Origin of the sequence: Bradyrhizobium sp. DN3, assembly GCF_041357655.1 — a bacterium.
Lineage (GTDB): Bacteria > Pseudomonadota > Alphaproteobacteria > Rhizobiales > Xanthobacteraceae > Bradyrhizobium.
The window spans coordinates 383,223-408,884 of record NZ_JAULLN010000001.1; the positions used below are offsets into that span (position 1 = coordinate 383,223).

Sequence of the window (25,662 nt, forward strand, 5' to 3'; positions counted from 1 at the left end):
CCAGGCTCACCGCTGCGTCGTTGCAGGCTTGGCCTCCAGGCATGGAGGCGTGCTCCGAGGCTTCACCCCGGTGGCGAGTTCACGATGCTGATTGATGATGTTGAGGGACGTCGTCGTTGGCGTCGCGCAAAGACACTTCAATTTCCGTGCCAATTGCGCGCATGCTGGAAATACAGGAATTTCAGCCCGTTATTCGTATTGCCCGAATTACTTGCAGGGCTTTTTTCGCACGCTAAATTTGCGATTCGCTCAATCCTTGTGCGGCGCACAAGGATTGAGCGGGATGTCGATTATTTAGGCGTGAACGTTTCGGGCATTAACCTTTGGTTTACGCGGCTTCTACGAAGCGATGACGCTCGTAGAGGAATTCGAGCACGCGCTGCCGGCACTTCAAGTAAGTGGCGCTGGTCGCAAGCTCGAGCCGCTTGCGCGGGCGCGCCAGCGGCACCTCCAGCACCTCGCCGATGCGCGCGGAGGGCCCGTTGGTCATCATCACGATGCGGTCGGACAGGAGCACGGCCTCGTCGACGTCGTGAGTGATCATCAAAATGGTGTTGCCGAGCTTCTGATGCAGCGCCATCACGGAATCCTGGAGATGCGCTCGGGTCAGCGCGTCGAGCGCGCCGAACGGCTCATCCAGCAGCAGCACCTTCGGCTCCATCGCCAGCGCCCGCGCGATGCCGACGCGCTGCTTCATGCCGCCGGAGATTTCGGAAGGACGCTTGTCCCTGGCGTGGGCCATCTGCACGAGGTTGAGATTGTGCATCACCCAGGCGTCGCGCTCGGCGCGGGACTTGGTCCTGGAGAAGACCTTGTCGACGCCGAGCCTGACGTTCTCGTACACGGTCAGCCACGGCAGCAGGCTGTGGTTCTGGAACACCACGGCGCGATCCGGTCCCGGCGAGTTGACCTCGCGGTTCTCCAGCAGCACGCCGCCGATGGTGGCATTGGTCAGGCCTGCAATGATGTTGAGCAAGGTCGACTTGCCGCAGCCGGAATGGCCGATGATCGAGACGTATTCGCCTTTCTCGATCGTGAGATTGATGTCCTTCAGCACCTCGGTGGTGGCGGCGCCGCGGGTGAAGACCTTGTCGATGTGGTCGAGCTTCAGATAGGCGGTCATGTGCCCCTCCTCTCAATTCTGCGCGGTGCCGCGGGTGACGAACTTGCCGAGGCCCGCGATCAGGCGGTCCAGCACGAAGCCGACGATGCCGACATAGAACAGCGCCAGGATGATCTCGCTGATATGCGAGGAGTTCCAGGCGTCCCAGATGAAGAAGCCGATACCGACGCCGCCGATCAGCATTTCGGCGGCGACGATCGCGAGCCACGACAGGCCGATGCCGATGCGCAAGCCCGTAAAGATGTAGGGCGCCGCAGCCGGGATCATGATCTTGGAGAAGAATTCGAGCGGATTGAGCTGCACCACCGCGGCGACGTTGCGATAGTCCTGCGGGATGTTGCGGATGCCGACCGCGGTGTTGATGATGATCGGCCAGATCGAGGTGATGAAGATGACGAAGATCGCCGAGGGCTGGCCGTCGCGAAACGCGGCGAGCGAGAGCGGCAACCAGGCCAGCGGCGGGATGGTGCGCAGCACCTGGAACAGCGGATCGAGCCCGCGCATCGCCCAGACCGACTGTCCGACCAGAACGCCGAGCGCGATGCCGGCGACCGCGGACAGCGAATAGCCGAACGCAACGCGCTGGAGACTGGCGGACAGATGCCAGAACAGACCTTTGTCGATGCCGCCATGGTCGAAGAACGGATCGAGGATCAGCTCCTTTGTGTCATTGAACACTTTTGACGGTGGCGGCAGCGCCGAGCCGGCACGGCGGCAGACCAGCTCCCACACTAGCGTCAGCAGCGCGATCACGACCAGCGGCGGGATCACGCGCACGGCCGTCTCCCGTGCCATGCGTGCGTAAGCTTCGGTGCGCGGGGGACGCTTTGGCGTCATCGCGACGACGGGCGCGGCGGTAGCCGCAGGCGTCGCGGTTTCAATCTCAATCTTGGCGGCAGACATATTCATTGCAATCTCTCTCCGGCTTCAAAAGACGATGCGGCCGCCCGAAGGCGGCCGCTGGCTCCATCAGACTTCGACACGCTTGATCGCGAGCGACTTCAGATAGGCAGCCGGATTGTCCGGATCGAACACCTTGCCGTCGAAGAAGGTCTCCTTGCCGCGCGAGCTGGAGACCGGGATCTCGGAGGCCGCGACACCGAGCGTCTTGGCAGCGTCGCGCCACAGATCCTCGCGGTTGACCTTGGCGACCAGCGCCTTGGTGTCGAAATTCGCCTCGTATTTGCCCCAGCGGATGTCCTCGGTGAGGAACCAGAGATCGTGGCTCTGGAAGGGGTAAGAGGCGAAGTCGCGCCAGTACTTCATGATGTGTGGGGAATTCTCGACCACCTTGCCGGGGATGCCGTAGTCGAACTTGCCGGCGGTGCGGTCGAGCACGTCCTCGACCGGGCAATTCATCCACTGCCGCTTGCCCATGATGGCGGCAAGCTCGGCCTTGTTCTCGGCCTTGTCCGACCACTGCTGGGCTTCCATCACGGCCATCAGCAGCGCCTTTGCCGCCTTCGGATATTTGTCGACGAAGGCGGCGCGCATGCCGAAGGATTTTTCGGGATGCTTGTTCCAGAGCTCGCCTGTGGTGACAGCGGTATAGCCAATCTTCTGGTGGATGAGCTGCAGGTTCCATGGCTCGCCAACGCAGAAGCAGTCCATGGTACCGACCTTCATGTTCGCCACCATCTGCGGCGGCGGCACCACGATGGTCTCGATGTCCTTGTCGGGATCAATGCCGCCGGCGGCGAGCCAATAGCGGATCCAGAGGTCGTGCGTGCCGCCGGGGAAGGTCATCGCGGCCTTCACGGCCTTGCCGGAGGCCTTCTTCTTCTCCAGCGCCGCCTTGAAGGGCGATGCATCGACGCCGAGCTTGAGATCGGCATATTCGTTGGCGACGGAGATGCACTGACTGTCGAGATTGAGCCGAGCCAGGATGTACATCGGCGTCGGCTGGTTGTTCTGCGTCACCTTGCCGGCCGAGATCAGATACGGCATCGGGGTGAGGATATGCGCGCCGTCGATGCCGTTGCCTTCGGAGCCGAGCACGAGATTGTCGCGCGTCGTGCCCCAGGAGGCCTGCTTCTGTACATCGGTGTCGGGCATGCCATATTTGGCGAACAGGCCCTTGTCCTTGGCGACGAAGAGCGGCCCGGCGTCGCTGAGCGCGATGAAGCCGAGCTTGGCGCCCTTGACCTCGGGGCCCGCCTCCTGCGCGAAGGCGCCGGCGGGGAAATTCAGCTTTGCGGCGGCGAGGAGTGCGGCGGTAGAGCCTGCGGCCTTCAACAATTGGCGGCGGCTGAGCCCGTTATCCGAGGGCCGGCGGGTGCGCTTCGTCATAGGCAGTGTCGTCCTTTGCGTCGTTGCAGAATTGATTGGCGTCAGTGCACACGAGCAGCCCGTCCGTCCGGTGGCGCCGTCTTTGGCGCGTGCGAACGCACGACGGGGAGACCCCCGTCTGGTGGCGTCAGCAAATCGGATGAGAAGTCTCGCGGGACGGCTTCAATGGCGTCGGCCTGGAACTATTCAAGCTTCATGCCAAGCCCGACGACTTAGAAAGAATTGAATAATCAATATGTTATGTAGGCTGCGGCAGGCCGCCGCAGGACCGCTCCGCATGTGAAACTTGCGAGCTGCTCAATCCTTGAGCGCCGCACAAAGTTTGTGCAACAGCTCAAGCACAATGCCGGCGGCGCGGTTGGAGAGAATCAGGAAGCAGACTATCGTATTGATGTTGCTTTCATTTTCCTGACGCACCAGACGGCACGCAACTTGCTTACCCCTAAGCGTCAACGAAGACTGCGGCTTGCCGCATTATTGCAGCCTCTGGCGGCTGCATTCCGGAAGCTCAACTGCTTTGCGGCCCTCTGGGCCGTCGTGACGCGATTCCCAAGGCTTCCAATCTCCATAGCCCTCGTGCGCGGCAGGCCAGCCCGCACGGCCCAAGACGTTCAGCCACGCTCTCCAAAAGGGTGTGTCGATCTCACTTACGAAGCAAAAGGAACCATTGATGTCGTATCTCGCGCCTTCGGAATTCGTCACCAAGATGGTGGATGCAGGCGAGTCCAAGATCTTCATGTCCACCCGGGATACCATCATCCGCGCCTACATGGCCGGCGCAATCCTCACGCTCGCCGCATGGTTCGCCGTCACGATCAACGTGAACACGGGCCAGCCGCTGCTCGGTGCGCTGCTGTTTCCGGTCGGATTCGTCATGCTCTATCTGCTGGGCTTCGACCTCCTGACCGGCGTATTCGTGCTCTCGCCCCTTGCGCTGATCGACAAGCGCCCGGGCGTCACTCTTGGCGGTGTGCTCCGCAACTGGGGCCTGGTCTTCGTCGGCAATTTCGCCGGCGCCTTCACCGTGGCCTTCATGATGGCCTTCGTGACAACGTTCGGCTTTACGCAAGCCCCCGACAAGGTCGGCGCCGCCATCGGCATCATCGGCGAAAGCCGGACGCTCGGCTACGCCGCGCATGGTGCGGCCGGCATGGCGACGCTGTTCATGCGCGGCATGCTCTGCAACTGGATGGTCTCGACCGGCGTCGTCGGCGCCATGATCTCGACCTCGGTCCCGGGCAAGGTCATCGCGATGTGGATGCCGATCCTGGTGTTCTTCTACATGGTGTTCGAACATTCCGTCGTGAACATGTTCCTGTTCCCGTCCGGGCTGCTGCTCGGCGCAAAATTCTCGATCCTGGACTATCTGATCTGGAACGAGATCCCGACCGTGCTCGGCAACCTCGTCGGCGGCCTCGCCTTCACCGGCATGACCCTCTATGCCACGCACGTCATGACCCTGCCGAAGTGCCAGGCCGACAAGGCCATAAAGCCCCGCGTCGCGGCCTGATCAAAGCGACTCGACAGGAGAGCCTCACCCGCGCAGGGTGAGGCTCCCCTCTTCCGGTGATGACGATGACCCCCGGTCTCCTGATTTCGGTCGGCCAGCATTCCGACAAGGGGCGCAAGCCCATCAACCAGGATTTTCACGGCGTCCTCATTCCGGAGGAGCCGCTGCTCAGCCTGAAGGGCATCGCCGCCGTCCTCGCCGACGGCATCTCGAGCAGCACGGTGAGCCAGATCGCCAGCGAGTCGGCGGTCAAGAGCTTCCTGATGGACTATTACTGCACGTCGGAATCCTGGACAGTGAAGACGTCCGCCCGCCGCGTGCTGGACGCCACCAATTCCTGGCTGCATGCGCAGACGCGCAAGAGCCAATATGCCTATGACCGCGACAAGGGCTATGTCTGCACGCTGAGCGCAATTGTCATCAAGGCGACCACCGCGCACATCTTCCATGTCGGCGATTGTCGCGTCTACCGCGTCGCCGGCAAGGCGCTCGAGCAGCTGACCGACGATCACCGCATCATCGTATCGTCGGAGCAGACCTATCTCGGCCGCGCGCTCGGCATCAATCCGCAGCTCGAGATTGACTATCAGGCCTTCGAGATCGAAGCGGGCGACACCTTTCTGCTGGCGACAGACGGCGCCTACGAGTTCGTCGACGCGCGCTTCGTCACGAGCGCACTGAACGAGCATGCAGGCGAGCTCGACGGGGCGGCGAAGGCCATCGTCGAGGAAGCCTACCGGCGCGGCAGCGACGACAACATCACGGTTCAGATCCTGCGCATCGACGCAGTGCCCCAGCGTGAGCCGTCCGGCATCTTCAATCAGACCTCACAGCTGCCGCTGCCGCCGCTGCCGGAGCCACGCGCGCTCTTCGACGGCTACAGGATCGTCCGCGAGATTCACGGCAGCAGCCGCAGTCATATCTATCTTGCCGTCGACACCGAGACCGAGGAGCCGGTCGCGCTCAAGCTGCCGTCAGTCGACCTGCGCGACAATGCTGCCTATCTCAAGCGCTTCCTGATGGAGGAATGGATCGCGCGCCGGATCGACAGCCCGCACGTGCTGAAGCCGATGTCACAGTCGAGACGCCGCAGCTATCTCTACGTTGCGACTGAATTCGTCGAAGGCCAGACCCTGAAGCAGTGGATGACCGACAATCCGCGCCCCGATCTCGAAACCGTCCGTGGCCTCATCGAGCAGATCGCCGCCGGCCTGCGCGCCTTCCACCGCATGGAGATGCTGCATCAGGACCTCAGGCCGGACAACGTCCTGATCGACAAGACCGGCACCGCGAAGATCATCGACTTTGGGTCAGTCAGGGTCGCCGGCGTCGCGGAAGCCGCGCCGCCGGACGAAGCCGACGAAATCCTGGGAACGGTCCAGTACACGGCACCGGAGTATTTTCTTGGGCAGGGCGGCTCGCCGCGCTCCGACATGTTTTCGCTGGCCGTGATCTGCTACCAGATGCTGACGGGAAAGCTTCCCTATGGCGCTCAGGTCGCCAAGATCCGGCGCAAGGCGGACGTGCGGAGACTTCAGTATCGCCCAGCCGACGACGATCGCAACGTGCCGGCCTGGGTCGACGGCGCGCTCAGGCGCGCGCTGCATCCCGATCCGTACAAGCGGCACGAGGATCTGTCCGAATTCGTCTTCGAGCTTCGCACGCCCAATCCGGCCTATCTCAACACGCGGATCACGCCCCTGTTGGAGCGCAGCCCGCTGATGTTCTGGAAATTGACCTCGGCGGCGCTCGCCTGCGCGGTCGTCGTGCTGCTGGCACTGCTACACGCGCGTTAGAGCATGATCCGGACCCGAAGGGCCGCGTTAGCGCAAAGTGTGCAGCGGGTTTCCGAAAAGATCATGCTCAAACAATAACCTAAAGCGCGATGACGATTCATCCTATTCTCATCGCGCTTTTAGTCGTCAGGCCGGCTGGGCCGCCTTCGTCCCCAGCGGCTTCGGCGCCATGCCGCCGCCGGGCTTGAGGTGGAATTCGTAGCTCATCAGGTGCCACTTCCCATTCGCCTTACTGCCGTCGGGCATTGCCGGATCGTTGCGCGGCTCGACCTTGGCGATGAGGTCGTCTTTCACGCCGAACACGACGTCGGTATCCAGATATTTGTCGCCGTCCATGAAAACATGGGTGATCAGCGGCTCATAACCCTTCGCATTGACCAGGAAATGCACATGCGCCGGCCGCATCGGATGACGCTTGGTCTGCGTAATCATCTCGCCGACCGGGCCGTCGGTCGGAATCGGGTAGCTGCACGGCAGGATGGTGCGGAAGAAGAAGCGGCCGTCGTCGTCGGTGATGAAGCGCGCCCGCGCCGAGGCGCCGACCTCGTCATAGTTGGCCTTTTGTGAATCGTAGAAGCCGTCATCATCGGCATGCCAGACGTCGACGGGGACGTTCGCGAGCGGCTTGCCCTTCAGATCCGTGACTCGGCTCTGCACGAACATCCGCTCGCCGGTCTGGTTGTTGGGGGAGATATCGGTGCCGTGCGCGGTGACCTTGTGCTCGCCGACATAGAACGGACCGAGCACGGTGGTCTCCGTCGCGCCCTCACGGTCACGGTGATTGACGGCATCGACCAGCATGGAGACGCCGAGCACGTCGGACAGGAGAATGAACTCCTGGCGGGTGTCGGTGCACTTCTGGCCGGTGCGGGTCAGGAAGTCGATGGCATATTCCCATTCCGCGAAGGTGAGATCGGTCTTGCTCACGTAATCGTGCAGGGACTTCACCAATTCCTGGAGCAGGAATTTCGCACGCGGGTTCGGTGTGCTGTCGAAGCTCCTGACGACGGCTTCGGTGAGTTCGGTCTCGTTGAACTGGGTCATGGTACGTTTTGCCCTGAGTTTTTCTCGTTGGCCCCCTGAGAGGCCCTTGGGGCTCCCTGGAGGCGTTCCAGGCTGCAGCCTACACCAGCAGGCCCGCTCCCGTTAAGCGCGCCGCCCTTGGAATGAGGCCGGCATTTCGGCTATCAACTGACGGACAAAACTGCCCCGGAGGAACTGATGCTCGCACCCACCCCTGCCTCGCCCGAATCCGTCGGCATGTCCAAGACTGCACTCGACCGCGTGGATGCGCATCTGAAGAGCCGGTACATCGATGCCGGCCGGTTCCCCGGCGCGCATCTTCTCGTCTTCCGCCGTGGCAAGGTCGCACACAGCTCGGTTCAGGGCCTTGCCGATGTCGAGCGCAAGCTGCCGGTCAAGGACGACACCATCTACCGCATCTATTCCATGACCAAGCCGCTCACCAGCGTCGCCTTCATGATGCTGGTCGAGGCGGGCCTCGTCGCGATCGACGAGCCCGTCGCCAAATACATTCCGGAATGGAAGGATCTCGGCGTCTTCGTCGCCGGCACCTATCCGGCCTTCCTGACCCGGCCGCCGTCCCGGCCGATGCTGATCGTCGACCTCCTGCGTCATACCTCCGGCCTCACCTATGGCTTCCAGCAGCGCTCCAATGTCGATGCCGCCTATCGCGCCGAGAAGATCGGCGAGGTCGAGAAGTCTGGCACACTCCAGACCATGATCGAGGGCCTGGCAAAGATCCCGCTGGAGTTCTCGCCGGGCGAGGCCTGGAACTACTCGGTCGCGACCGACGTGCTCGGCTATCTCGTTGGCAAGATCTCAGGCATGCCGTTCGAACAGTTTCTGAAGGCACGCATCCTCGATCCGCTCGGCATGAGCGACACCGATTTCCATGTGCCGGCCTCGAGGGCCCATCGTTTCGCCGCCTGCTACTCGGCAGACCCCGGCGGCGGCATGACCTTCCATGCCGGCCAGCGGCGCGAGGGCCTGACGCTCCAGGACGATCCGACAACCAGCTCGTTCCTGTCGCCGCCCTCCTTCATCTCCGGCGGCGGCGGACTGTGCTCGACGGTCGCCGATTATCTCACCTTCTGCCGCGCGCTGCTCAATGGTGGCGAGCTCGGCGGCGTCAGGCTGATCGGGCCGAAGACGCTGGCGCTGATGACCACCAATCACATCCCGGGCGGACGATTCCTGCCCGAGGTGTCACGCTCGCTGTTCTCGGAAGCCGCCTATAACGGCATCGGCTTCGGTCTCGGTTTCGCCGTGACGATGCGCCCGGCGGAAACGCTGATCGCCGGCAGCCCCGGCGAATATAATTGGGGCGGCGCGGCCACGACCTCGTTCTGGATCGATCCGGCCGAAGAACTGATCACCATCTTCATGACGCAGGTGTTGCCGTCGAGCGCCTACCCGATCCGGCGCGAGCTGCGGAGCATGGTCTACGCCGCGATCACCGAGAGCAATCTGTAACCATTGAATCGATCCCGCGGCCGTCGGCCGCGGGACGCACTCTCAGAAGCTCATTTGCAGACGCTCATCTGAGCATCTCCGGCACGATCAGGCGTGGCAGGAACAGCGACACGCTTGGCCAAATGATGACTGCCGCCAGCACGAGCAGCATCGGAACCAGCATGATCACCGTGTCCTTCAGAGCATAGCGCAGCCGCACGCCGGCGATCGAACAGGCGATCATCAGACATAAGCCATAGGGGGGCGTCACCAGTCCGAAGGCCAGCGATACGATGGAAATGATCGCGAACTGGACCGGATGGAGATTGACGGACTTTGCCAGCGGCTCGAGCACCGTGCCGACGATGATGATGGCCGGGATGGCGTCGAGGAAGCAGCCCACCACCAGAAAGCAGAAGGAGATGAAAAAGCCGGCGGTGACGGCGCCCATGCCCCATGTCGAGACGTTGGCCAGCAGCTCTTGCGGAATCCTGTAGTAAGCGAGCAGCCAGCCAAACGCACTTGCGGTGCCGACACAAAACAGCGCCACGCCGGCAAGGCGCCCGGTGTCGAGCAAGGCCTTGTACAATTCGCGTGGACCTGTCTCGCGGTAGAAGAACGCCGAGAGCGCGATAGAATAGAGCACCGCGACGCAGGCAGACTCGGTCGCGGTGAACCACCCGAGCAGAATGCCGCCAACGATGATGAGCGGCGTCATCAGCGCCGGTAACGACTGCCAAATGGCGCATCGCATCTCGACCCAGGTCGCCTTCGGATAGGTCGGGTAGCCGCGGCGCACCGCATAGACGTGCACCGTCGCCATCTGCGCGCCGGCAATCAGCAGGCCCGGCACGATGCCGGCCAGATACATCGCCGCAATCGAGGTCGAGATCAGCCCGCCCCACACGATCATGAGGATCGACGGCGGGATGATGACCGCTAGCACGGCCGACACCGCCGTGATGGCGATCGAAAATGAGAGATCGTAGCCCTCCTTGGTCTGCGCATCGATGAAGATCTTGGATTGGCTCGCCGCATCGGCCGTGGAGGAGCCTGAGATGCCGGCAAAGAACACCGACAGCACGACGTTGATCTGCGCCAGCGATCCCGGCCAGTGCCCGACCATCGAGCGCGACAGCGCCACCAGGCGGTCGGTGATGCCGCCGATGCTCATCAGGTTCGCCGTCAGCAGGAAGAACGGCACCGCCAACAGGATGAATGAATTGTACGCATTGAAGGTCTCCTGCGCGAGCGTCATCAGCGACAGACGCGGCTCGATCAGCAGGATCGGCACGCAGGCAAGGCCGAGCGCGAAAGCGACCGGCACGCGCACGATGAGCAGGCCGATGAAAACCCCGAACAGCACCATCGCGGCCTGTCCGGCAGAGAGCACATTGCCACTCATCGCCCTGCCCCAACCAGAACGCGCATCTCATCAACGATCTGTTCACCGGCAAAGACGATCCACGTCGCGCCTGTCACAGGCCAGGCAACGTGAATCAGCCAAAGCGGCAGATCTGCCAGTTCCGAAGTTCTGTTCCAGCCAAAGCGGGTGAACTCCATGCCGGCCGATACGAACACCAGCGCCAGAGCCAGTACGCCGAGACGCGCAAGGATCCGCACCGCGGCCTCCGATCGCCGCGACAGATTGGGCCACACGTCGACCTCGAAATGCTGCGCTTCCCGCACACCGACCATGGCACCGATCATGATCGTCCAGATGAACAGGAACCGCGCCATTTCCTCCGTCCAGATGTAGGAGGGAATGAAGGGCGTGAAGCGCGAGATGATTTGCAAGGTGACCGGAACGATCAGGACGCCGACGCAGGCGGCCAACAGGAACTCCAGCAACTTCGCATAGGCCGCGGTGACGCGACGCCACAGCGACCGTGTGGACAAGTCGGGCGTTTCAGACATTGGGGCTCCGTGCGGCAGCTCATCCGCCTTCCGGGCAAGGAGCGGGGCCTGCCCGGACTATTGTCGGCGGACGCAGCGACCTCAGACGACGTTGATCTTCTCGAAAATGCCTTCCGCGCCAATTTCCTTGGCGTAGGTGGCCATCACGGGATCGGCGAGCTTCTTCATCGCGTCCCGCTCCTCGAAGGGAACGCGCTTGAGCTTGCCGGCTTTCTCGAGCGTGTCGAGCTTCACGACCTCTTCGCTCGATTCGAGCTGACGGCCGTAGTCGCCTGACTCCTTGCCGGCCTTCATGATCGCGTCCTGCAAATCCTTCGGCAAGGTCTTCAGCGTCTTCACCGAGAAGCAGATCGGCCGGATCGACACGGCGTGCTGGGTCAGGCTGAGATGCGGGGCCACTTCGTAGAACTTCATCGCCTCGACGCCGGCCGCCTCGTTTTCGCCGGCCGAGATCACCCCGTTCTGGATCGCGTTGTAGATTTCGTTATAGGCGATCACCGTCGGGCTCATGCCGACTGCCGCAAAGGTCTTCGACCAGATCGGCGCTCCCTGCACGCGAACCTTGAGACCCCTGAGATCGGCGAGATTCTTGAGCGGCTTGTTCGCGAAGATGTTGCGGATGCCACCGCCGGCATAACCGATCAGAACGACCTCGGCCTTCGCCGCGACCTCGTCGGCGATCGGCGCCAGGATATTGGCCTCGACGACCTTGTTCATGTGCTCGATGCCCTTGAACACGAAGGGCGCATCGATGAACGGGGCCGCCTTGGCGAAGGTTGACATATGGGCCGGCGAGACGATGCCGTAATCGACCGCCTTGCCCTGCGACATGTACTCGAAATACTGCTTTTCGAGGCCGAGCGAGGAGTTCTTGTGCAGCGTGAAATTGACGGGCTTGCCGTAGTACTTCTTCACCAGCTCCTCGAACCGGATCAGCGCGCGGTTGAAGGCATGGTCGTCGTTGAACTGGACCGCGCCGTTCAGCGTGATCGGCGCTTGCGCCCTGAGGATCGACGGCATGCCAATCGCAGCTGCCGCAGTGGTCGCACCGATACCGGCGAGAAATGATCTTCGCTTCATCGTCTCCCCTCCCATTGATGCCCCGCCCCTGTCGCCGGGGCGTGAGCGCAGCCGGTTAACGGCCAGCGTTCGGGGAGCGTATGAAAAACGACGGCGGGACGGAAGTCATTTCGCGTAACCTGGAGGCACTCTTCGTCGCAGAGCGACACCTCCACGACCTGTTGCACTGCAACTCGCACTCCTGCTGGCGTGCGGGGCCGCATGGGCGACCTCCCGCTCTCGTAGAAACGGCAGACTTGCGGACCTGTGCGCTGCACGCAGAGGCCCGCTCGCCTCCCTCGACAGGCCTAGTGCATGTGACCAATCAGATAGATGCCGCCGCCGATCACAATGATCGCTGGCACGGCCCAGAGAATAAATACGGGGATCACGGGCATCACATTCTTCCTAATTGGATGTCTTCCTAATTGGATGTGCAGACCTTGATGGTCTTCATGCCGCTCTCAGCCTCGGTGAGCGTCTTGTAGATCGTGCCCGACGGGCTGACCACGGTCATGGAGGCGTCTGTCGGCTTCTTGTCGACGATGGTGCACTTCTTGGTCTTGACGTCCTGGACCACGTAGAACTCGTCGGCCGCGAACGCCGGCAAGGACAATGCAGCAACCATCAGCGCTGCACTCGCTATTCTCAGCGTCACTTTCTTCTCCTCAATTTCCCGAGCTTCCGGGCCCGGTCGATTCAGAAACGGGAAAAAATAGCAATTTGTTCCTACGCGGGAGGAACGCGGCGCATGGTGAGATGTTGTTGCGGCGCATATTCCTGTGAGGAGGACAAGATGAAAAAGCTGTTCCTGCTGTCCGCCGCAGCCGTCCTGATTTCGACCGGCGCGTTCGCGCAGTCCACCGTGGTGACCACCACTGGAACCGGTCATGCGGCGGCAGTTCAGATCGAGCCGGAGTACCGCACCAAGATCAAATCCTACATCACCGAGCACCGCGTTCGTCCGGTGGTGACGAAGGAAAAGATCATCGTCGGTGCGACGGTGCCGACCGACGTCGAGCTTGAGGCCGTTCCGGCGGATTGGGGCCCGTCACTGACGAAGTATCGCTACGTTTATTCCAGCGATCGCGTGATGCTGGTGGATCCGGGCTCGCGCGTGGTCATTCAGGAAATCGATTGATCGCGACGCGACCTCCGGGCGGCTGCTCCCCAACGGCGGCCGCCGACCTGGAGTTGAGCGTATGAAATCGCATCGAGAGGCCCGGATCGTCGGGCTCAGTCTGGCGGCTGTCTACGCCACGTGTCTGCTATTGACCGCGATCGCGATGATCTGACCCGGCCCCCGACTGCGTCGCAAAATCTTCTCCCTGCTCGCAGACGCGAAAATCGTGGCGCCGGGCAAGTGCTGCCCTTATGGTCTTGCCAAAACCATAATCCGGCGCCGCTGCGCCGGAATCGGGACGCCCGCGCTTCCTGCCGCGCGGCGTCGTCTGCACGGTGACATGCGTGCTGGACGAGACGCGTTGAACGGACGAAAAGGATATCGGCGATGAAGATTACTCATGTGGACCGCAAGGCGCTGGCGCGCTTCGCGGTCGGCTCGTCGGCGCAACTAAGAATTACGAGAGCTCGGGAGCACCTTTGGAGCCGGGCTTGATGGCCGCTTGCACGGCATGGATGCCCGGCCCGTAAAAGGCGATGAGCGCAAGGGCGCCCAGCAGGCCGAGATTCTTCAGGAAGTTGATGGTCTGCATCACGACCTGCGCTTCGGGCGCGGCCCAAAAATTGTGAAACATCAGCGTGGCGACGATGGTGAACGGGATCAGGACCGCCGCCGCCGGGCGCGCAAACAGGCCTAGCAGCAGGGCCGTGCCGCCTCCGAGTTCGACTGCAATCGCGCCAGCGGCCAGCACCGCGCCGAATCCCTCGGCGCCGCCGGGAAGCCGGCCCGCGGTCGTGGCAAATGCCATCACCTTTCCGATGCCGCTGTAGAGGAACAGCGGCGCAATCGCGACGCGTGCGAACAGAAGTACCCAGGCGTCGAGCTGCCCTGCGGTCGCGACGGAACGAGTGGATGTGGGCATTTCGGATCTCCTTTGGTGAAGCTGGCCAGTCAAGGCGCGGCCGGTGATTGTCGATCGGCCCGCCTCATCACTCCGCGGGTGCGATATCGGCGCGCGGCAGACGATTTGCTGCGGCAGCACTGAGCGATCCGATCGCCAGCGCCCCGACCATGGACGCGCCGCCGATCGCCCAGAACACGGCGTCGGGGCCTCCGGTCGCCTGCTGCAACAGACCGATGACATAGGGGCCGAGGATCGCTCCCACCCGGCCGATGCCCAATTCCATTCCGACGCCGCTGGCGCGGAAACAGGTCTCGTATGACCCGGCGGTGAAATTGTTGAGCACGTGCTGGGCGCCGATGATGCAGAAGCCCGCAACGGCGACGATGGCGAGATTGACGCCGTGACCGCTGACGAAGACGAGCGCGAGCACGGCAATGCCGCCGGTCAGCCACCAGGTCGCGAGATAACGTGGCGTCAGCGAGAAATTGCGATCAGCCAGCATTGCGAGCGTGAGGCCGCCGATGAACGACATCGCCTGCATCAAGGCACCGAAGCCGAATGATGCCGCGAAGGTCTCGCCGCGCTTGAGCATGACCGTCGGAATCCACCCAGTGAGACCGAAGATCGCGAACAGGCTGAGAAACGCGGTGATCCAGATGGTCAGCGAAACGCGGCGATAGCGCGGGCTCAGCAACGCCCCAATCGTGCTCTGCGGCCGCGTACCGTTATGCGATGCGAATGACGCATTCTGGTAGGCGGCCGCCCGCTCGGGCCGCAGCCGTGCCAGCAGCGCACGCAACTCCGGGACCCGCGATCGGGTCGCCAGGAATTGCGGACTTTCCGGCAGGATGGCGTGTGCCGCGAAAGTCAGCGGGATCGACAGCGCGCCAACGTAGTAGAGGATCTGCCAACCGTGCTGCGGCGTCAGGAATACGCCGACGAGACCGGCGCAGACGCCGCCGAGCGACCAGCCCAGCGTCACGCCCCACAGCGAAAACGTATTGCTGACACGCTTGGGCGCGAGCTCGTTGATGAAGGTCGTGCCGAGCGGCAGCAGCACGCCGAGACCCAGCCCGGTGACGAAGCGAAGAGCGCAGTAGCTCCAGAAGTCGTTCGCCAGCACGGCCGTCAGCAATGTGAAGACGTTGACGACCCACAATCCTGCGAGCAGCGTGCCACGCCGGCCGAAACAGTCGGCCACGCTGCCGTGACCGATCGCACCGAACAGAAAGCCGACGAGACCCGAGCTCACCAGAAACCCCGCTTGGCTTGGCTGGAGTCCCCAGGGCTGGACCACGTAGTGGATGACATAGGCGGGATTGAAGGTGTCATAGCCGTCGAACAGCGTGATGAGCGTGATCAGGATGCCGAGCAGCTTGTGGAACGGGCCGATCGGAGCGCCGGACAATTCCTCATGCACGTCGATTTCGGACGAGATGCTCACGGGTTTCCTCCATTGGGATTGCTGACACGTTCTGCTCTGCGGCAGATTGGGTCGTTGCTTTGCCGAGCCCGAACAGGGCACGCGCATTGTCGCGGCCGATCTTGATGCGGTCGCCTTCGGAAATCGCCGCGCTGTCGAACCAGTCGGCGGCATGATCGATGTTCTCGAACGGCCAGTCGGCCGAGAAGAGAATGCGGTCGGCACCGATCTCCAGGATTGCGTCGATCAGCGTCTGGGTGCGGAAGTTGCCCGACGTGGTGATGTAGAAATTCTCTCGGAAATAGTCGGCGATCTTGCGCCGCGCGGGATATGCATTCTGGGTCCGCATCCACTTGTTGTGGTTGTCGACCCGCCACATCGAGTACGGCAGACCCTCCCCCATGTGCCCGAGAATGATCTGGAGCCGCGGATGCGCGTCGAACAGTCCGGAGCCCATCAGGCGCAGGGCATGGACCGCAGTCTCCTGCCCAAACGCCCAGGTCGGTCCCAGCAGCCAGCGATGCCCTTCATAGATCGCCGAGTCTTTCGGCAGCGGATTGCGTGGGTGCAGATAGAAGGGAACGCCGAGGCGTTCGACTTCCGACCAGAACGGCCAGAACTCCTTGCGGTCATAGTAGATCGCATGATCGGTGCCGCCGAGCTCGCTGAAGCCGTTGACGAGCGCCCCGCGAAATCCAAGCGTGCCGACGCTGCGATCGAGCTCGCGCGCGGCCGCGTCGGGATCCTGCATCGGCAGTGCTGCAAGGCCCTGGAAGCGGTCCGGCCGCTTCGCGACCTGCTCGGCGAGGAAGTCGTTGGCACGGCGCGACAGCTCCAGCGCACGGCTGCGGTCGGGAATGGCCTGGACGGCCGGCGCGTTCAGCGACAGCAGCATCATCTCGATTCCGTGACCGTCCATCTCCGCGAGCCGGCGGTCGTGAATGTCGAGCAGCCGCGCTTCCAGCTCGCGCCAGTCGTCGGCCGGCGCGAAGCCCGCGCTGTCCTGAACAGTTTCCCGAAGCGCGAAGTGCTCCTCGAGCGCGATCTTTTCCTGCATGGCGTCGTCCCTTCAACTCTGGCGTTGACAAAGCAAAGCACCGGGCGCAAATAGTTGTCAATGATAAAGTTGCAAATGCAAATGATTGAAACGCAAATATTGCACGTGCGAAGGTTGACCCTTATTCCGGGCGGAGTTCTCCCGCCAGGATCCAAGTCCATGTATCGATTTTCGAATTCGCTGCCCTATCTGCTCGCCCGGCTCGGCGTTCGCATGGGCGACCTTTTCGCGCGCGTGATCCGTCACGAGAAGTTGACGCTTCCGATGTACCGCGTGCTGGCCGCACTGTCAGAGCAGGGCCATCCGTTGCGCCTTGGAGAGATCGCCGAACTGACGTCGGCCGACGTGTCTACCCTGTCGCGCATCGTCGCGGAGATGAGCCGCGCCGGCCTCCTGACACGCGACCGGCCTGAGAACGATCAGCGCAGCCTCCAGGTCGTCCTGACGCCCAAAGGTGCTGAGCTGGCAGGGCGGCTCATGCCGCTCGCCGCCTATTATGAAGAAGTCGCCACCGGCAGCATGTCCGCCAAGGAAGCGGCGGAGCTCAAGCGCGTGCTGGTCGAGCTCTACAAGAATATCGATCGGCTCGAGCAGGAAGTCGAAGCCGGATTGATCAAGGTGCCTCCGCCGGCGCGGCCGAAGGACGTTCTTGACGAGCAGCCGGAGGCACGCAGCAGCAAGGCGAGGCAGCCGCGTGCCAGGACATCGAGAAAATAGCAAACCACCGAGGAGAGGACATGCGACAGGACCCCATCATCATTGTCGGCGGCGGCATCGGCGGACTTGCGGCCGCGATCGCGCTGGCGCGGAAGGGTTTTCACGTCACCGTCCTGGAACGCGCACCGCGCTATCAGGAGATCGGCGCCGGCATCCAGCTTGGTCCCAACGCATTCCACGCCTTCGACCGACTCGCACTCGGTGATGCCGCACGATCCATCGCCGTCTTCATCGACCAGCTGCGGCTGATGGACGCGATCTCGGCGGAAGAGATCACCAGCATCGATCTGACCAGCTATTTCCGGCAACGCTTTGGCAATCCCTATGCCGTGGTCCATCGTGGCGATCTTCACGGCATCTTCCTGCGCGCCTGCGAGGCGCACCCCCACGTCACGCTGCGGTCCGATTGCGATGTCGTCGGCTACGAGCAGAACGATGCTTCGGCAACGGCACTGCTCAAGTCTGGCGAGCGTGTCACCGGGTGCCTCGTGGTTGGCGCGGACGGACTTCGCTCCCGCATTCGCCAGCAGATGGTCGCCGATGGCGCGCCGCGGGTCGCCGGCCACACCACCTATCGTTCAGTGATCCCGACCGAGCAGATGCCGGAGGATCTGCGCTGGAACGCCGCGACATTGTGGGCCGGCGCCAAGTGCCATCTCGTTCATTACCCGCTCTCGGGCTGGAAGGTGTTCAATCTCGCAATCACCTGCCATAACGATCCCGTCGAGGCGTTTGCGGCAAGGCCCGTGACCCACGAGGAGGTGCTCGAAGGTTTTCAGGACGTGCACCCTCGCGCCAAGGCGATCATCCATCATGGAAGGGACTGGAAGGCGTGGGTGACCTGCGATCGCGATCCGACCGATCGCTGGATCGACCGGCGCGTCGTTCTCCTGGGCGATGCCGCGCATCCGATGCTGCAATATTTCGCGCAAGGGGCCTGCATGGCGCTGGAAGATGCCGTCTGCCTCGCGGACGAACTCGACGAGACGGAAGGCGATGTCGCCCACGCGCTGGACCGATACAGGAATGCCCGGATGCTGCGCACCGCGCGGGTCCAGCTTCAGGCCCGGGAACTCGGCGATCACGTCTATCATCCGGCCGGGGTCCACGCGCTGCTGCGCAATCAGCTGATACGCGAGACAAGCCTGGAGCGCTTCTGCGAGAATCTCGCCTGGCTTTATCAATCCCCGTTCCCGGAACGGGCGCCGGCTGCGTGAGAAGACGCGGGCGGTCCTGAGCCGTTGCAGCTCGCCGATCCCGCCCTACCCGATCGTCTGCAACGCCGGAAACGTCTCCAGCAGCCAGATGCTCACATTCGAGACCGCGCCGGTGAGGAAGCCGATGCCGGTGATCACCATCAACACGCCCATGGCGCGCTCGACGTTGACGAGCTGGCCCTTCATCCGCGCGAACAGCGCGGAGAACTGCTCGATCATCAGGGCGGCGATCAGGAAGGGAATGCCGAGGCCCGCGGAATAGACGGCGAGCAGGCCCGCGCCCTTGGTGACCGTCGCTTCCGCTGCGGCGATCGACAGGATCGCGGCGAGGATCGGGCCGATGCAGGGCGTCCAGCCGAACGCAAAGGCAAGCCCCATGATGTAGGCGCCCCAGAGCCCGACGGGCTTGGGGATCGGCAGCCGGCCCTCGCGCATCAACAGACCGATCCGGGTCAGTCCCAGGAAGTGCAGGCCCATGATGATGATGACGATGCCGGCGAGGATCGACAGCTCGGCCGACCAGGCGCGGATCAGGCCGCCGATCAGCGAGGCACTGGCGCCGAGCGCCACGAACACGGTGGAGAAGCCGAGCACGAACAAGAGCGCCGACATCAAGATCGCGCGCTTGGAGGCCGCGGCCGGCTCGTCGCTCTCGACATGCTCGATCGTGGCCCCTGTGAGGTAGATCAGATAGGGCGGAACCAAAGGCAGGACGCAGGGCGAGAGGAAGCTGACGAGGCCGGCAATCAGCGCCGCCGGGATCGAAACATTTTGCATGATGCAATCGGAGCCATCTCAGGCCCGACACGACGCGCGGGGAGCGCGCGGACCGGAGCCGAACCGGCTCTGGTGTAACCGATGGCTCGGAATGCGCAACAGAGGCGCGCGAAACCAGGGCTCCTCCCGATGCCGTCCGTGATCACAGATGCGGCATCGGGACGCGCACAAATCTCGCCAAAAAGCGAGACTCGGCGGCGCGGCTACTTCACCACGCGGAGCAGCGGACGCCGGGGCTGGTCCTGCGTCTGCTTGGAAGGGGACCGCGGTTCGCTCGCAGCGCTCCGCAGCATTTCGTCGCACAATGCCTTGAGATCGGCATCGTCAATTCCTTTGAGCTTCATCCTGACGTCGAGGATGACCATGGACAGCAGCTCGGCCGAGTCGCGGCTGTTGCTCGCATTGAGAACCCTGCGGCACTCCTCGAGCGTTTCCAGCACCGACTGCAACTGTTCGTCTGAATGCGACACAAGCGTTCTTTCCGTTAATTCGGCCTGCGAGAATTGTCTGTGACGACCCCTGCGGCCCCCGTGGAGCGCCAAAGATAGCACGAGGCCGCTGAGCCTCTGAACATGATTTCAGTGTGTTTCTGCGATGAAACCGCGGTTCCCGCCAACATCGTGCCACGACGCCACTGGCAATCGTCGGAGCGATTCGGGACAAGACGCTTCGTGCGCTGCGATTGCTCCATCCGGGACCACGGCAACCGCTGTTGCGCAGGAATGTCCACTGCGGACAGCGCCGACAATCCCGCAGCCATCTCGAGGCTTGCAACGGAACTCACGCGATACCCCTCAAACGGGCAACAGGCTGCCCGATCCCAGCCCTGGCAGCACTCAAATACCGCTCGCGCCGCAGTAAGGATGACGTTCAAAACTCATCACCCCCGCAACCCGCCGTGGTTGTAGTTTGCGCCAGATTCTGCCAGTTTAGCAAACCAAAGGGAATTGTATGCACTCCTTGGCGGAAAGGGGCGTTCCGTTGGAAGAACGCCCGAAGATAAATATCAGCGGCCTCTCCGATTGGGACGCGGCCCGCATATTCCTGGAAGTCGTCCGATGTGGAAGTTTCCGCTCGGCGGCCGAACGTCTGTCCCTGTCGATCAACGCCGTCCGTCGCCGGATCGATGATTTCGAGCGTCAGACCGGCACCACCCTGTTCACCCGCGACGTCCACGGCACCCATCTGACCGATGAAGGCGCGATCGTGGTCTCTGCCGTCGAGCGCATGGAGGCGGCGGCCTTCGACGTGATGCGGACCAGCGATTCGACGGTCAACGCCCTGTCCGGCGAAGTCCGCGTCGCCGTCACCGAGGGACTTGGGACGTTCTGGCTTGCCCCGCGGCTGGTCGAATTCCAGCAAGCCTATCCGAAGATCCTGGTCGACCTGCATTGCGCGATGCGCTCGGCCGACGTCTCCCGCCACGAGGCCGACGTCGCTATCCATCTGTCACGTCCCTCGGCGCTCGACGTCAAGCTGGTGCGGCTCGGCCGCATGCATCTGATGTTCTGGGCCTCGGAGAAATACATCGCAAAACATGGCGCGCCGCGCTCGGCAGCGGAATTGATCAAGCATCGCCTGGTGCTGCAATTCGCCGACCAGCTCGCCGCCAAGGAATCTTTCGAGAGCTTCTTCCCGGGCGTTTCGGAACGTGACCTTCTGGTCATGAAAACCAACGTCTCGAGCGCCAACTACTGGGCGGTCGCGAATGGCGCCGGAATCGGCGTATTCCCGAGCTACGCCATTGCGCTTGGCGGGAAGTTGATTCCACTGGAGGTCGAGCTGAACCGACCGCTGGATATCTGGCTGTCCTACCATCCCGGTAGCGGACGGATTCCGCGCGTGCGGCACATGATTGACTGGCTGATCGAGGCTTTCAATCCGGCTCGCTTCCCGTGGTTTAAGGAGGAGTTCGTGCATCCGCATGAATTCAAGGACTCGTATATGGGCGAACCCCTGACCCAGCTCTTCGGGGGATTTTCAACCGAAGAACAACGGTGAGAAGTATGAAAGCAGCGGCGAAGAGAATGAAGCAGCGCAGTGCCGGCAAGCCGGACATTGAGCTTGGCAAGCGGATTCGTTTGCGGCGGGTCGAGATGAAGATCTCGCAGGCCGAACTGGGCGAGAAGCTGGGCGTCAGCTTCCAGCAGGTGCAGAAATACGAGAAGGGCGTCAATCGCGTCGGCGCGGCCAGGCTTCAGCAGATCGCCTCCGCCCTCGATGTGCCTGTGACCTTCTTCTATGACGGCGACAACAAGGCGCGCGAAGTGGAGAGCCTGCTCTTCCTCGACAGCGCCTTCAGCCTCCGTCTGCTGCGCGCCTACAGCAAGATCAAGGACCAGACGGTGCAGCGTCAGCTCGTCTCGCTGATGGAATCGATCGCAGCGAACGAAAGCTGAGATCGATCGACGGTCCGGCCTTTGCGGCCGACGTTCAATCCGCCGCGTCGCGGGGGCGCGGCCGGATTGGACGAGACCGGACGAGAAGATATGTCTGCGCCCGCGCGCTTGCGCGCGGTCTTTCTCGGGGCGGTCTAGTCGCCTCTTTTTCTTGGCGGTCTGCTGCCATCCGCCGAAGTTCGCGCGCGCCATGCAATCGCAGCACAGGCGGATGCAAGCTCGCCCACCCCTGCCCCGGTTGACCGCGGTGGCGCCCGCGCCGCACATTGCCTCGCCAACGATCAGCGAGCGCGCGATGTCCGACATGTCCAGCACGACCGAGACGGCTTATGCCGACGGCAAGATCCTCAAGCACGCGGCCAGCGGCGTCGGCGTGATCACCTTCAACAATCCCGACAGGCGCAACGCGATGTCGCTGGAGATGTGGGAGGGATTTGGCGAGGCGCTGGCCAGCCTGCGCGACGACGAGACGGTGCGGGTCGTAATCCTGCGCGGCGCCGGCGGCAAGGCGTTCGTCTCGGGCGCCGACATCAGCCAGTTCGAGAAGGTCAGGCACAATGCAGCGGCGTCCGAGGAGTACGCCAAGCGCAGCGCCGCCCAGCGCGCGCTGCTCGCCGACTATCCAAAGCCGACCATCGCCTGCATCCAGGGTTTTTGCCTCGGCGGCGGCATGCAAGTCGCGATGCTTGCCGACATCCGCATCGCTTCGCACGACAGCCAGTTCGGCATTCCCGCCGCCAGGCTCGGCATCGCCTATGGCTATGACGGCTTGCGTCATCTGGTGTCGCTGGTCGGCCCGTCCTGGGCGCGCCTGTTGATGTACACGGGCATGCGCATCGATTCCTCTGAGGCGCTGCGCATTGGCCTCGTTGAGCGCGTGATCCCCGACGATCAGCTCTGGGGCGAGACCATGGGAATCGCGCAGACCATTTCCGAAAACGCGCCGCTCGCCATCAAGGCCGCCAAGATCACCATCGCGCAGGTTCTGAAGGACGAGAGCCAGCGCGACATGGACACGATCAAGGCGATCGGCAACGCCTGCATGGACTCCCAGGATTTCCGCGAGGGCCGCCAGGCCTTCATGGAAAAGCGCAGACCCAAGTTCCAGGGGCGGTGAAACTGAACCTTCGTTCAGGAAGATTAAATTTCCCGCGCGCACGCACCGCGATAGCAACCAGTTGATCTGTCGAAAGTTCTCTCGCCACCAACGAGGGAGATTGCGATGAAACTCAAATTTGCTGTTCTCGGTCTGGCTGCCTTGGGCGGTGCGGCGCTCGCCTCGGGTCCCGCTCTCGCGGCAATGCCGAACGGCATCCCGCAGGCGGACAAGATTGCAGGCGGTCCCACCGCCGATGTCGATCAGGTGCGCTGGGTCTGTAACCCCTGGGGCCGCTGCTGGTGGCGTCCGAACTACTACGGCGCCTACGGCTATTATGGCGGCCCGCGACGCTTCTACGGCCCGCGTCCGTGGGGCTGGGGTCACCGCTACCACCACTGGCGCCGCTGGTGAACGACAGGGGGCCTGCGGGCCCCTTTTTCCTTGCCTACAGCGCCGCGAGCACCGCTTTCGTGATGTCCGCCGTGCCGTTGCTGCCGCCGAACTCCATCGGCTTGATGCCGCGGGCGTAGACCTTGTCTACCGCACGCTCGATCGTCTCGCCGGCCTCAGCCGCGCTCTCGACGCCATGCTTGTCGGCGAGCCAGTCCAGCATCAGCGCCGCCGACAGGATCATGCCGGTGGGATTGGCCTTGCCCTGCCCCATGATGTCGGGCGCGGTGCCGTGGCACGGCTGAAACACCGCATACTTGTCGCCAATGTCGGCCGACGGCGCCATGCCGAGGCCGCCGATCAGGCTCGCGGTGATGTCGGAGACGATATCGCCGAACATGTTCTCCATCACCATCACGTCGAAATCCCAGGGCCGCTTCACCAGCATCGCCGAGCAGGCATCGACATAGAGCCGGTCGGTCTTCACCTCCGGATGCTTTTTGGCGATCTCGTCGAAGATGCCGCGGAAGAAGGCGAAGGCCTTGAACACGTTCGCCTTGTCGACGCAGGTGAGCGCACCGGGCTTGCCGCGCGCCTTGCGCCGCTCGGCAAGGCGAAACGAGAACTCGAACAGGCGCTCGGACGTTTTGCGCGTGATCACCATGGTCTCGCGCGCATCCTCATGGGTGACGACGCCCTTGCCCATCGAGGCGAACAGGCCTTCGGTGGACTCCCTGATCACGACAAGATCGATGCCGCGCCGGTCGGCGCCGACGATCGGGCTCGGCACGCCCGGAATGAGCCGCGCCGGACGCACGCCGGCATACAGATCGAAGATGAAGCGCAGCTCGATCTGCGGCGCGATCTCGGTGTTGTCGGGGTAGCGCACCGAAGGCAGGCCGCAGGCACCTAACAGGATCGCATCCGCCTCCTCGCACAGCTTGATCGTGGTGTCAGGCATCGACTTGCCGGTGGCGAGATAATTGTTGGCGCCGGCCGGGGCCTCGGTGAAGCGGAAGCGCAAATCCGATTTCTGCTCGATCCTGCGCAGCACTTCGATCGCCGGCGCCATGACTTCGGGACCGATGCCGTCACCGGCGAGCACGGCAATGTGGAAGGCGTTATTTGCGGACATGGGAGCCTCAAGGAAGGAGTTAGCCAAGTCGTCATTGCGAGCGAAGCGAAGCAATCCAGGATCGTTCCGCTGAGGCGGTCTGGATTGCTTCGCCGCTTTGCTTCTCGCAATGACGGAGGAGAGAGCGTTCGTTACGGCGTCAGCACGGTGCGTCCGACCACCGCGCCCTGCTGCAACTGCAGCAGCGCGTCGTTGGCCCTGGCGAGCGGTACCGTCGTCACCGGGATCGGCGGCACCTTCTTCGCTCGCACCAGATCGAGCAATTCCTGCGTCTCACGCAAATTGCCGACATAGCTGCCCTGGATCGTCACGGCCTTGATCGGAATGAGCGGCAGCGCCCAGGTCGCACCGCCGCCGAACAGGCCGACGATGACGAGCTTGCCGCCCTTGGTCAGGCAGTCGAAACCGAGCTGCGTCGTCGCGGCATTGCCGACGAGGTCGATCACGGCGCGGATCGGCCCGCCCGCCTTCTTCGCGAGCTGCTCCAGCGCATCCGGCGCCTTGGGATCGACCGTCGCGAGCGCACCGGACTTTTCCGCCGCTTCGCGCTTCTTCGCATCGATATCGACCATGATCGCGCCCTTGCCGCCCATCGCTTTCAGCAGCGACAGCGCCATCAGGCCGAGGCCGCCGGCGCCGAACATCACGATCGGCGTGTCGAAATGCTGCTCGACCTTCTTCAGCGCGCTGTAGGTGGTGACGCCCGAGCAGGCATAAGGCGCGGTCGTCGCGGGATCGAGCCCTCTCAGGTTGAGCAGATAACGCGGATGCGGCACCAGCATGTGGTCGGCATAGCCGCCATCGCAATAGACGCCGAGCGAGCGCGGCGTCAGGCACATGTTCTCGTCGCCGCCAAGGCAGGTGGCGCATTTGCCGCAGCCGATCCAGGGATAGACCAGGCCGACATCGCCGAGCTTGAGGTCGCCCTGGTCGGTCGGCTTCACGTCGGGACCGAAGGCGAGGACTTCGCCGACCGTCTCGTGGCCCATGGTCAGCGGCAAATTGATGCCACGGTCCTTCAGCGACAGCGGCTTGCGACCGTGACCGAGATCGTAGCCGCCTTCCCAGATGTGGAGGTCGCTGTGGCAGACGCCAGCCGCCTTCACCTTGATCAGAACCTGGGTGCCCGAGGGCTGCGGCGTGGCCTCGTCGACCTCCTGCAGCGGCGCCTTGAAATCGGCGACCTTGAAGCTCTTCATCGACGTCCTCCCGGCATGTTCTTGTTGTCGCGCCAGCATGCCACGACCGGCGA

The 25,662-nt window shown here is 63.1% G+C and carries 25 protein-coding genes; 10 read left to right on the forward strand and 15 right to left on the reverse strand.

Features of this window, described 5'->3' with window-relative positions:
* Window positions 1–328 precede the first annotated feature (328 nt).
* Genes AAE027_RS01670 through AAE027_RS01680 form a run of 3 tightly spaced genes read right to left on the reverse strand, consistent with a single transcriptional unit; the run spans window position 329 to window position 3,412 of the window.
* Window positions 329–1,123 (reverse strand): ABC transporter ATP-binding protein, encoded by a 795-nt coding sequence (locus tag AAE027_RS01670; RefSeq protein WP_091892791.1) that lies wholly within the window; start codon window positions 1,121–1,123, stop codon window positions 329–331.
* Between the two features lie 12 nt (window positions 1,124–1,135).
* Window positions 1,136–2,032, reverse strand: a complete 897-nt coding sequence (ntrB, locus tag AAE027_RS01675) for a nitrate ABC transporter permease (RefSeq protein ID WP_370985066.1) — start codon at window positions 2,030–2,032, stop codon at window positions 1,136–1,138.
* 60 nt (window positions 2,033–2,092) lie between these two features.
* Window positions 2,093–3,412 (reverse strand): CmpA/NrtA family ABC transporter substrate-binding protein, encoded by a 1,320-nt coding sequence (locus AAE027_RS01680; protein WP_370985065.1) that lies wholly within the window; start codon window positions 3,410–3,412, stop codon window positions 2,093–2,095.
* A gap of 670 nt (window positions 3,413–4,082) precedes the next feature.
* Between AAE027_RS01680 and AAE027_RS01685 the strand changes: the two genes are divergently transcribed.
* A complete protein-coding gene (locus AAE027_RS01685; RefSeq protein WP_370985064.1) occupies window positions 4,083–4,922 on the forward strand; it encodes a formate/nitrite transporter family protein in 840 nt (279 codons plus the stop codon).
* Between the two features lie 59 nt (window positions 4,923–4,981).
* A complete protein-coding gene (locus AAE027_RS01690; RefSeq protein ID WP_370985467.1) occupies window positions 4,982–6,718 on the forward strand; it encodes a bifunctional protein-serine/threonine kinase/phosphatase in 1,737 nt (578 codons plus the stop codon).
* Between the two features lie 126 nt (window positions 6,719–6,844).
* Here AAE027_RS01690 and AAE027_RS01695 read toward each other — a convergent pair whose 3' ends face one another.
* A complete protein-coding gene (locus AAE027_RS01695) occupies window positions 6,845–7,762 on the reverse strand; it encodes an intradiol ring-cleavage dioxygenase (RefSeq protein ID WP_091892781.1) in 918 nt (305 codons plus the stop codon).
* Between the two features lie 177 nt (window positions 7,763–7,939).
* On the opposite strand from AAE027_RS01695, the gene AAE027_RS01700 reads away from it, so the two are divergent.
* Complete coding sequence (locus tag AAE027_RS01700; RefSeq protein ID WP_370985063.1) at window positions 7,940–9,214, forward strand: serine hydrolase domain-containing protein; 1,275 nt, start codon at window positions 7,940–7,942, stop codon at window positions 9,212–9,214.
* A 64-nt stretch (window positions 9,215–9,278) separates the two neighbouring features.
* Here AAE027_RS01700 and AAE027_RS01705 read toward each other — a convergent pair whose 3' ends face one another.
* The 4 genes from AAE027_RS01705 to AAE027_RS01720 form a co-directional block, all read right to left on the reverse strand.
* Window positions 9,279–10,598 (reverse strand): TRAP transporter large permease, encoded by a 1,320-nt coding sequence (locus tag AAE027_RS01705; RefSeq protein WP_370985062.1) that lies wholly within the window; start codon window positions 10,596–10,598, stop codon window positions 9,279–9,281.
* Complete coding sequence (locus AAE027_RS01710; RefSeq protein WP_370985061.1) at window positions 10,595–11,110, reverse strand: TRAP transporter small permease; 516 nt, start codon at window positions 11,108–11,110, stop codon at window positions 10,595–10,597. Before AAE027_RS01710 ends, AAE027_RS01705 begins: the two co-directional genes overlap by 4 nt.
* An 81-nt stretch (window positions 11,111–11,191) precedes the next feature.
* A complete protein-coding gene (locus tag AAE027_RS01715; RefSeq protein WP_370985060.1) occupies window positions 11,192–12,190 on the reverse strand; it encodes a TRAP transporter substrate-binding protein in 999 nt (332 codons plus the stop codon).
* Window positions 12,191–12,593: 403 nt separating this feature from the next.
* Window positions 12,594–12,797: a hypothetical protein gene (locus tag AAE027_RS01720; protein WP_370985466.1), complete on the reverse strand. Its 204-nt coding sequence runs from the start codon at window positions 12,795–12,797 to the stop codon at window positions 12,594–12,596.
* 168 nt (window positions 12,798–12,965) lie between these two features.
* On the opposite strand from AAE027_RS01720, the gene AAE027_RS01725 reads away from it, so the two are divergent.
* Complete coding sequence (locus AAE027_RS01725; RefSeq protein ID WP_370985059.1) at window positions 12,966–13,310, forward strand: DUF1236 domain-containing protein; 345 nt, start codon at window positions 12,966–12,968, stop codon at window positions 13,308–13,310.
* Window positions 13,311–13,749: 439 nt separating this feature from the next.
* Here AAE027_RS01725 and AAE027_RS01730 read toward each other — a convergent pair whose 3' ends face one another.
* The 3 genes from AAE027_RS01730 to AAE027_RS01740 all read right to left on the reverse strand — a co-directional run bounded on the left by AAE027_RS01730 (window position 13,750) and on the right by AAE027_RS01740 (window position 16,676).
* Window positions 13,750–14,214 (reverse strand): DoxX family protein, encoded by a 465-nt coding sequence (locus tag AAE027_RS01730; protein WP_370985058.1) that lies wholly within the window; start codon window positions 14,212–14,214, stop codon window positions 13,750–13,752.
* A gap of 67 nt (window positions 14,215–14,281) precedes the next feature.
* Complete coding sequence (locus AAE027_RS01735; RefSeq protein WP_370985057.1) at window positions 14,282–15,640, reverse strand: MFS transporter; 1,359 nt, start codon at window positions 15,638–15,640, stop codon at window positions 14,282–14,284.
* Window positions 15,609–16,676 carry an amidohydrolase family protein gene (locus AAE027_RS01740; protein ID WP_370985056.1) on the reverse strand — a complete coding sequence of 356 codons (1,068 nt, stop codon included), beginning with the start codon at window positions 16,674–16,676 and terminating at the stop codon, window positions 15,609–15,611. Before AAE027_RS01740 ends, AAE027_RS01735 begins: the two co-directional genes overlap by 32 nt.
* Before the next feature lie 159 nt (window positions 16,677–16,835).
* On the opposite strand from AAE027_RS01740, the gene AAE027_RS01745 reads away from it, so the two are divergent.
* Both AAE027_RS01745 and AAE027_RS01750 read left to right on the forward strand, forming a co-directional pair.
* Window positions 16,836–17,393 carry a MarR family winged helix-turn-helix transcriptional regulator gene (locus AAE027_RS01745; protein ID WP_370985055.1) on the forward strand — a complete coding sequence of 186 codons (558 nt, stop codon included), beginning with the start codon at window positions 16,836–16,838 and terminating at the stop codon, window positions 17,391–17,393.
* A 20-nt stretch (window positions 17,394–17,413) separates the two neighbouring features.
* Complete coding sequence (locus tag AAE027_RS01750; protein ID WP_370985054.1) at window positions 17,414–18,610, forward strand: 3-hydroxybenzoate 6-monooxygenase; 1,197 nt, start codon at window positions 17,414–17,416, stop codon at window positions 18,608–18,610.
* A 45-nt stretch (window positions 18,611–18,655) separates the two neighbouring features.
* Here AAE027_RS01750 and AAE027_RS01755 read toward each other — a convergent pair whose 3' ends face one another.
* Both AAE027_RS01755 and AAE027_RS01760 read right to left on the reverse strand, forming a co-directional pair.
* Entirely contained in the window at window positions 18,656–19,387 is a 732-nt protein-coding gene (locus AAE027_RS01755; protein ID WP_091892757.1) for a cytochrome c biogenesis CcdA family protein, read from the reverse strand.
* Window positions 19,388–19,590: 203 nt separating this feature from the next.
* Window positions 19,591–19,827, reverse strand: coding sequence for a hypothetical protein (locus tag AAE027_RS01760; RefSeq protein WP_244551239.1), 237 nt, complete (start codon window positions 19,825–19,827; stop codon window positions 19,591–19,593).
* 511 nt (window positions 19,828–20,338) lie between these two features.
* Here AAE027_RS01760 and AAE027_RS01765 point away from each other — a divergent pair.
* The 4 genes from AAE027_RS01765 to AAE027_RS01780 all read left to right on the forward strand — a co-directional run bounded on the left by AAE027_RS01765 (window position 20,339) and on the right by AAE027_RS01780 (window position 23,296).
* Window positions 20,339–21,388, forward strand: a complete 1,050-nt coding sequence (locus AAE027_RS01765; RefSeq protein ID WP_091892753.1) for a LysR family transcriptional regulator — start codon at window positions 20,339–20,341, stop codon at window positions 21,386–21,388.
* A gap of 26 nt (window positions 21,389–21,414) precedes the next feature.
* On the forward strand, window positions 21,415–21,786 hold the full coding sequence (locus AAE027_RS01770) for a helix-turn-helix domain-containing protein (protein WP_020608151.1): 372 nt from the start codon (window positions 21,415–21,417) through the stop codon (window positions 21,784–21,786).
* Window positions 21,787–22,081: 295 nt separating this feature from the next.
* Window positions 22,082–22,903, forward strand: coding sequence for an enoyl-CoA hydratase (locus AAE027_RS01775; RefSeq protein ID WP_370985053.1), 822 nt, complete (start codon window positions 22,082–22,084; stop codon window positions 22,901–22,903).
* Between the two features lie 105 nt (window positions 22,904–23,008).
* Window positions 23,009–23,296 carry a hypothetical protein gene (locus AAE027_RS01780; RefSeq protein WP_091892751.1) on the forward strand — a complete coding sequence of 96 codons (288 nt, stop codon included), beginning with the start codon at window positions 23,009–23,011 and terminating at the stop codon, window positions 23,294–23,296.
* 34 nt (window positions 23,297–23,330) lie between these two features.
* On the opposite strand, the gene AAE027_RS01785 is transcribed toward AAE027_RS01780, so the two are convergent.
* Together AAE027_RS01785 and AAE027_RS01790 are read right to left on the reverse strand one after the other, a co-directional pair.
* Window positions 23,331–24,410, reverse strand: coding sequence for an isocitrate/isopropylmalate dehydrogenase family protein (locus AAE027_RS01785; protein WP_370985052.1), 1,080 nt, complete (start codon window positions 24,408–24,410; stop codon window positions 23,331–23,333).
* A gap of 131 nt (window positions 24,411–24,541) precedes the next feature.
* Window positions 24,542–25,609 (reverse strand): alcohol dehydrogenase, encoded by a 1,068-nt coding sequence (locus AAE027_RS01790; RefSeq protein WP_370985051.1) that lies wholly within the window; start codon window positions 25,607–25,609, stop codon window positions 24,542–24,544.
* Window positions 25,610–25,662: the final 53 nt, after the last annotated feature.

Coding starts and splice junctions, on each gene's coding strand:
- AAE027_RS01725 (WP_370985059.1), top strand. CDS start 12,966: ATGAAAAAGCTGTTCCTGCTGTCCGCCGCAGCCGTCCTGATTTCGACC.
- AAE027_RS01785 (WP_370985052.1), bottom strand. CDS start 24,410: ATGTCCGCAAATAACGCCTTCCACATTGCCGTGCTCGCCGGTGACGGC.
- AAE027_RS01790 (WP_370985051.1), bottom strand. CDS start 25,609: ATGAAGAGCTTCAAGGTCGCCGATTTCAAGGCGCCGCTGCAGGAGGTC.
- AAE027_RS01730 (WP_370985058.1), bottom strand. CDS start 14,214: ATGCCCACATCCACTCGTTCCGTCGCGACCGCAGGGCAGCTCGACGCC.
- AAE027_RS01755 (WP_091892757.1), bottom strand. CDS start 19,387: ATGCAAAATGTTTCGATCCCGGCGGCGCTGATTGCCGGCCTCGTCAGC.
- AAE027_RS01685 (WP_370985064.1), top strand. CDS start 4,083: ATGTCGTATCTCGCGCCTTCGGAATTCGTCACCAAGATGGTGGATGCA.
- AAE027_RS01720 (WP_370985466.1), bottom strand. CDS start 12,797: ATGGTTGCTGCATTGTCCTTGCCGGCGTTCGCGGCCGACGAGTTCTAC.
- AAE027_RS01680 (WP_370985065.1), bottom strand. CDS start 3,412: ATGACGAAGCGCACCCGCCGGCCCTCGGATAACGGGCTCAGCCGCCGC.
- AAE027_RS01780 (WP_091892751.1), top strand. CDS start 23,009: ATGAAACTCAAATTTGCTGTTCTCGGTCTGGCTGCCTTGGGCGGTGCG.
- ntrB (WP_370985066.1), bottom strand. CDS start 2,032: ATGAATATGTCTGCCGCCAAGATTGAGATTGAAACCGCGACGCCTGCG.
- AAE027_RS01740 (WP_370985056.1), bottom strand. CDS start 16,676: ATGCAGGAAAAGATCGCGCTCGAGGAGCACTTCGCGCTTCGGGAAACT.
- AAE027_RS01700 (WP_370985063.1), top strand. CDS start 7,940: ATGCTCGCACCCACCCCTGCCTCGCCCGAATCCGTCGGCATGTCCAAG.
- AAE027_RS01695 (WP_091892781.1), bottom strand. CDS start 7,762: ATGACCCAGTTCAACGAGACCGAACTCACCGAAGCCGTCGTCAGGAGC.
- AAE027_RS01670 (WP_091892791.1), bottom strand. CDS start 1,123: ATGACCGCCTATCTGAAGCTCGACCACATCGACAAGGTCTTCACCCGC.
- AAE027_RS01750 (WP_370985054.1), top strand. CDS start 17,414: ATGCGACAGGACCCCATCATCATTGTCGGCGGCGGCATCGGCGGACTT.
- AAE027_RS01775 (WP_370985053.1), top strand. CDS start 22,082: ATGTCCGACATGTCCAGCACGACCGAGACGGCTTATGCCGACGGCAAG.
- AAE027_RS01770 (WP_020608151.1), top strand. CDS start 21,415: ATGAAGCAGCGCAGTGCCGGCAAGCCGGACATTGAGCTTGGCAAGCGG.
- AAE027_RS01710 (WP_370985061.1), bottom strand. CDS start 11,110: ATGTCTGAAACGCCCGACTTGTCCACACGGTCGCTGTGGCGTCGCGTC.
- AAE027_RS01715 (WP_370985060.1), bottom strand. CDS start 12,190: ATGAAGCGAAGATCATTTCTCGCCGGTATCGGTGCGACCACTGCGGCA.
- AAE027_RS01690 (WP_370985467.1), top strand. CDS start 4,982: ATGACGATGACCCCCGGTCTCCTGATTTCGGTCGGCCAGCATTCCGAC.
- AAE027_RS01745 (WP_370985055.1), top strand. CDS start 16,836: ATGTATCGATTTTCGAATTCGCTGCCCTATCTGCTCGCCCGGCTCGGC.
- AAE027_RS01765 (WP_091892753.1), top strand. CDS start 20,339: ATGCACTCCTTGGCGGAAAGGGGCGTTCCGTTGGAAGAACGCCCGAAG.
- AAE027_RS01705 (WP_370985062.1), bottom strand. CDS start 10,598: ATGAGTGGCAATGTGCTCTCTGCCGGACAGGCCGCGATGGTGCTGTTC.